Source organism: Micromonospora maritima (assembly GCF_902825405.1).
Lineage (GTDB): Bacteria > Actinomycetota > Actinomycetes > Mycobacteriales > Micromonosporaceae > Micromonospora > Micromonospora maritima.
Window position 1 is genome coordinate 1 of record NZ_CADEAU010000396.1, and the last position, 4,890, is coordinate 4,890.

The 4,890-nt window shown below is 75.0% G+C and carries 4 protein-coding genes and 2 pseudogenes; 5 read left to right on the forward strand and 1 reads right to left on the reverse strand.

Going from position 1 to position 4,890, the window contains the following annotated elements; translation table 11 throughout:
- The 4 genes and pseudogenes from HUW36_RS25440 to HUW36_RS25455 form a co-directional block, all read left to right on the forward strand.
- Nucleotides 1–237, forward strand: a pseudogene (locus tag HUW36_RS25440) (WXG100 family type VII secretion target); the annotation flags it as partial.
- Nucleotides 238–342: 105 nt separating this feature from the next.
- Complete coding sequence (locus HUW36_RS25445; RefSeq protein ID WP_174530472.1) at nucleotides 343–867, forward strand: PadR family transcriptional regulator; 525 nt, start codon at nucleotides 343–345, stop codon at nucleotides 865–867.
- Nucleotides 864–1,547, forward strand: coding sequence for an ABC transporter ATP-binding protein (locus tag HUW36_RS25450; RefSeq protein ID WP_174530473.1), 684 nt, complete (start codon nucleotides 864–866; stop codon nucleotides 1,545–1,547). Before HUW36_RS25445 ends, HUW36_RS25450 begins: the two co-directional genes overlap by 4 nt.
- Nucleotides 1,544–3,841 (forward strand): FtsX-like permease family protein, encoded by a 2,298-nt coding sequence (locus tag HUW36_RS25455; protein WP_217428877.1) that lies wholly within the window; start codon nucleotides 1,544–1,546, stop codon nucleotides 3,839–3,841. Before HUW36_RS25450 ends, HUW36_RS25455 begins: the two co-directional genes overlap by 4 nt.
- 51 nt (nucleotides 3,842–3,892) lie before the next feature.
- Here the strand turns inward: HUW36_RS25455 and HUW36_RS25460 are convergent, their stop codons facing one another.
- The gene (locus tag HUW36_RS25460) at nucleotides 3,893–4,501 is read right to left on the reverse strand and encodes a lipocalin family protein (RefSeq protein WP_174530474.1); all 609 of its coding nucleotides are present in this window, start codon (nucleotides 4,499–4,501) and stop codon (nucleotides 3,893–3,895) included.
- A 209-nt stretch (nucleotides 4,502–4,710) separates the two neighbouring features.
- Between HUW36_RS25460 and HUW36_RS25465 the strand changes: the two are divergent.
- Nucleotides 4,711–4,890, forward strand: a pseudogene (locus tag HUW36_RS25465) (hypothetical protein); the annotation flags it as partial.

The following is a 4,890-nucleotide window of genomic DNA, read 5'->3' on the forward strand; positions in this document are numbered from 1 at the left end:
GGCGCCGGGCGGCTCACCTCCGGTCGCGGCCTCACCGTCGACGCCGAGGGCAGGTCCACCGGCCGCAGTGCCGGCGCCACGGGACGGCCCGCCATGGCCGGCCGCAACGGCGTGCTGGGCGGGCGCGGCACCGCAGACGACGACGAGTCCGAGGGCCGGCTGACCTGGCTGACCGAGGACGAGATGGTCTGGGGCGACGGCGGGTCGGCCCCGCCGCCGGTACTCGGCGGCATCTGACCTCGACACGGACGAACGGCGCGGCTCCCCGGTGGGAGCCGCGCCGTTCACCGTCGGGCGGGTAGGTATACCTAGAGCGTATACATACTGTGTATAGTCTCGATCATGTCGATCGGTCACACCTTCCTCGGGCTGCTGCAAGCCAGCCCCCGACATGGCTACGACCTGAAGCGGGCCTACGACGAGCGCTTCGGCCAGGCCCGTCCGCTCGCCTACGGGCAGGTCTACGCCACGCTGTCCCGGCTGCTGCGCAACGGCCTCGTCGAGGTCGACTCGGTCGAGCCCGGCGAGGGCCCGGAACGCAAGCGGTACGCGATCACCGAGGCCGGTGTCACCGACGTGGCGCGGTGGCTCGCCCAGCCGGAGAAGCCGGAGCCCTACCTGCACAGCGTGCTCTACACCAAGGTGGTGCTCGCGCTGCTGACCGGCCGCCCGGCCGCGGACCTGCTCGACGTCCAGCGCGCCGAGCACCTACGGCTGATGCGGGAGCTGACCCGGCGCAAGACCGACGGCGACCTGGCCGACCAGCTCGTCTGCGACCACGCGCTGTTCCACCTCGAGGCGGACCTGCGCTGGCTGGAGCTGACCGCCTCCCGACTCGACCAGCTGGCCCGGGAGGTCGGCCGATGAGCGCGGACGCACTGCTGGTGGCGGAGGACCTGCACCGCCGCTTCGGCCCGACCCCGGCGCTCGCCGGCGCGTCGCTGGCCGTCGCGGCCGGCGAGGTGGTGGCCGTGATGGGGCCGTCCGGGTCCGGCAAGTCGACGTTGCTCCACTGTCTCGCCGGAATCGTGCCGCCGGACACCGGCCGGGTGCGCTACCGGGGCGCCGACCTGACCGCCATGTCGGACACCGAGCGCAGCGCCCTACGCCGCCGGGAGTTCGGTTTCGTCTTCCAGTTCGGGCAGCTCGTACCGGAGCTGACCTGCCTGGAGAACGTCGCGTTGCCGCTGCGGCTGGAGCGGGTCGCCCGGCGTGCGGCGGAGCGGCGGGCCCGGGAGTGGCTGGACCGGCTCGAGGTGGCGGACGTGGCCGGCAAGCGACCGGGTGAGGTCTCCGGCGGTCAGGGGCAGCGGGTCGCGGTGGCCCGGGCGCTGGTCACCGGCCCCCGGGTGGTCTTCGCCGACGAGCCCACCGGCGCGCTGGACTCACTCAACGGCGAACGGGTGATGCGCCTGCTCGCCGGTGCCGCCCGGGAGACCGGAGCGGCGGTGCTGCTGGTGACGCACGAGACCCGGGTGGCGGCGTACTCCGACCGGGAGGTGGTGGTCCGCGACGGCCGGACCCGCAGCCTGGAGCAGGTGGCGTGAGCGCGGCTGTGTCACGCCGACCGGCCGGCGCCGGCCTCGGTGACCTGCTGATGGGCGCGCGGATGGCGGTCACCGGCGGGCGTGCCGGATGGACGCGCACGCTGCTCACCGCGCTCGGCGTCGGGGTGGGCGTGGCGATGCTGCTGCTCGCCGCCGCGGTGCCGGGGGCGATCGACAGCCGCGGGGAGCGCACCGGCGCGAGGAGCGAACCGTTCGTCGACGGCCCACTGCCCGCCGGTCCGGACACCCTGCTGGTCCTGCACGCCGACGGCCAGTTCCGGCAGCGCACCGTGCGGGGCTGGCTGGTCCGCCCGGAGGGCCCGGACGCGCCGGTGCCGCCCGGCCTGACGACCCTGCCCGGCCCGGGTGAGGCGGTCGTCTCACCGGCGCTGCGTGCCGTGCTCGACTCGCCGGACGGGCCGCTGCTCGTCGCTCGTCTCGGCGGCGCCCGCGTGGTCGGCGTCATCGGCGCCGACGGCCTCTCCGGCCCGGACGAGCTGGCCTGGTACGCGGGCCGGGCCGACCTGACCGAGGAGTGGGCGGGCCGCCTGGACCGGTTCGGTGGTGGCGGCCCGGGCGAGGACCTGGGTCCCACGCTCAACCTGCTCGTGGTGATCGTGTTCGTGGTGCTGTTGCTGCCGGTCGTGGTGTTCCTCGGCGCGGCGGTCCGCTTCGGCGGCGACCAACGGGACCGCCGGCTCGCCGCCATCCGGCTGCTCGGCGCCGACCAGGGCATGGTGCGGCGGATCGCGGCCGGGGAGGCTACCGCCGCCGCGCTGCTCGGCCTGATGGTGGGCGGTGGGCTGTTCCTGGCCGGCCGGCAGTTGGCCTGGTTCGTCTCGTTCGCCGACTACAGCTTCTACCCGGCGGACCTGCGACCGGCGGTCCCCCTGGTGACGCTGGTGGTCCTGGCCGTGCCGGCGCTCGCGATCGCGGTGGCGCTGCTCGCGCTGCGCCGGGTCGCCGTGGAACCGCTCGGCGTGACCCGCCGGGGTCGCCCGGCACGCCGCCGGCTCTGGTGGCGGCTGCTGCTCCCCGTCGTCGGTCTCGGGCTGCTCTACCCGGCGACCGGGTCCGAGCCGGCGCCGACCGCCGACTGGCGGATCGCGGCGGGCGCGGTGCTGCTGCTGGCCGGCACGGTCACGGTGCTGCCGTGGCTGGTCGACCTGGTGGTGCGGCCGCTGCGCGGCGGCCCGCCGGGCTGGCAGCTCGCGGTACGTCGGCTCCAACTGGACAGCGCCACCTCGGCCCGCCTGGTGAGCGGGGTGGCGGTGGCGGTGGCCGGCACGATCGGGTTGCAGATGCTGATCGCCGGCGTGCAGGACGAGTTCCGTCGGCCGTCCGGTCAGGACCTCACGCGCGCCCAGGCGATGGTGAACCTCCCTGGTGTCGCCGAACCGCGCGCCGCGCTGGACCGGCTCGCCACCGTCGAGGGTGTGACCGGCAGCGCGGCCACGCTGTCCACCGCCGCCGCCCCGGCGGGAGACACGAACCCGAACGCGGTCGTGACGGTACGGATCGGCGACTGCGCGGCCCTGGCCGAGTACGCCGAGGTCGACGGGTGCGCGGACGGCGACGTGTTCCTCGCCCGCTCCGGCGACCTGGAGGCGGGCGTCGAGCCCGGCGGCCGGATCCGCCTGGACGAGGACTGGACCATCCCCACGGCGACCCGGATCGTGCCGGCCCGCACCGACCCGACGGGGGGCCGGGCGCAGTCCGCGCTGCTGCTCACCCCGACGGCCGCCGCCGGCCTGCCGGCACGCCACCTGAACGCCACCGCGTTGCTCACCTTCGACCCGGCCGACCGGGACACCGTGGAGCGGGTGCGCGCCACGGTGGCGGCGATCGATCCGCCGATCGGGCAGGTGCTGGAGTTCCGGGCGGTGCGGGAGGACCCGGGCTTCACCAAGGTGCGGACCGGGCTGACCGCCGGCGCCGTGATCACCCTGCTGCTGCTGGGGATCAGCCTGCTGGTCGGCGTCCTGGAACAGCTCCGGGACCGGCGACCGCTGCTGGCCGCCCTGGTCGCGGTGGGTACCCCCCGGCGGGTGCTGGGCTGGTCCGTGCTCGCCCAGACAGGCGTACCGGTGCTCGTCGGTCTGGTGCTCGCGGCCGGCGTCGGCACGGCGACCGGCGCGGTCCTGCTCGTCATGGTCGGCGCACCGGTGGTGTTGAGCTGGCCGGTGGTGGGGCTCGGCACGAGCCTCGGCGCGGCGGTGGTGGTGCTGGTGACGGCGGCGAGCCTGCCGGTGCTGTGGCGGCTCACCCGCCCGGACGGCCTGCGGGTCGAGTGAGCCGGCGACCCGCCCGGCAGCCCAGGAGCCGGGCGGGTCGCCGTCACCCGGTCAGCAGAAGGCGCCGGCCCTGGCGCCGCCGTCCTGCCGGGTGGTGCGGAAGTCGCAGAGGTCGTAGCCGTTGTCGGTGAGCGTCGCCTTGACGTCGGCGAGCTGCGCCGCGTCCAACGACGGCTCCCGGGACAGCACGAATCCGCTGCTGCGGTCGGGGTCGCCGACGACCGCCCAGCGGTAGTCGGGGTCGAGCCCGATCACCACGTAGTTCGGGCCGCCCAGGTAGATCCACCGGCCGCCGAGGTTGATGAAGGAGACGGTCAGCGCCGAGTCGGCGGGCGGGTTCTCGCTCCGCGCGCGTCCGGTGACCGTGCTGGTGGTGCCGACGATCGTCCGGCAGGTGTTGCGGACGCCGACGGTGCCGTCGGCCTGGACGTCGTACCGGGCCTTGACGTTCTTGAAGCACTGGATCTCGAACCACTGCGGGATCGCGGCCACCTGGTACCAGTCGCCCGCGTACCGGTTCACGTCGACGTCGGCCACCGGGCGCAGCGACCCGGTGTCGACCGAGGCGGTCGCGGCCTGTGCCGGGGTGGCGCCCAGGGCGGTGACGGTGGCGGCGGCCAGCGCGGCGACCAGCGCGGTCGTGGTGCGGCGTGCTCCCATGGCTTCTCCTCGCGATCGGGGGCTCGACGGCGGAAGTGTGCCCGACCGGGACGGCGGAAAACTATCGACAATGTCATCGTCGTCGATGCATCCGTCGGGGCGTTCCGGAGCGAAGAGAAAGGTCCGTCCACAGCGACCCGTGGGCCGGCTCACGTAACCCACAAGATCGTCGAGCTGCGGGAGCCGGCATCACCCGATAGGTTGAGACGGTGCTGCCCGTAGCGTTCACCCCGTCCACCTGGACGGCGACGCTGCGCCGGATCGCCCGCACGGCCGTGGCCAGCCTGGTGCTCATCGCCGGCCTCCAGGGGCTGGCCGCCGCGCCCGCCCCGGCCGCGCCCGCACGCTCCGCCGTCACGGCGGCCCAGGCATCCGCGACCACCACCGTC

What these genes read in the sequence shown, in the direction of transcription:
- HUW36_RS25445 (WP_174530472.1), top strand. Translation starts at nt 343, where the DNA reads ATGTCGATCGGTCACACCTTCCTCGGGCTGCTGCAAGCCAGCCCCCGA.
- HUW36_RS25450 (WP_174530473.1), top strand. Translation starts at nt 864, where the DNA reads ATGAGCGCGGACGCACTGCTGGTGGCGGAGGACCTGCACCGCCGCTTC.
- HUW36_RS25460 (WP_174530474.1), bottom strand. Translation starts at nt 4,501, where the DNA reads ATGGGAGCACGCCGCACCACGACCGCGCTGGTCGCCGCGCTGGCCGCC.